Origin of the sequence: Paraburkholderia sp. SIMBA_030, from assembly GCF_046535245.1 — a bacterium.
Lineage (GTDB): Bacteria > Pseudomonadota > Gammaproteobacteria > Burkholderiales > Burkholderiaceae > Paraburkholderia.
In genome coordinates, this window is the sequence record NZ_JAWRXB010001266.1 from 1 (window position 1) to 248 (window position 248).

Annotated in this window: 1 protein-coding gene; it reads left to right on the forward strand. The window is 44.8% G+C overall.

Annotation, left to right across the window (positions count from 1 at the left end; genetic code table 11):
* The coding region (locus SB772_RS44105; RefSeq protein ID WP_410839036.1) for a hypothetical protein at positions 1-248 on the forward strand (248 nt) is incomplete at both ends.

The window sequence follows — 248 nt, forward strand, 5'->3', positions numbered from 1 at the left end:
GTACCAAACGGCTAAAGCATATTATAACCGCGTAGAATTCAAAGGTGACGGAAGCTTTATTGGTGATAATCAGATTAAAGATTTGATTTTTGCAGAAGGAAAAACATACAGCTTACAGGATACTGCCACACAGACGGTAACTTCTTCATTGGTCGCTCATGCTTTGGATTGCGGGGACTGGATTATGATCAATTCCTCAACATCTGGTACACAGGCACGACTGGTGGCAGCGCACGGAGTGGCCATGG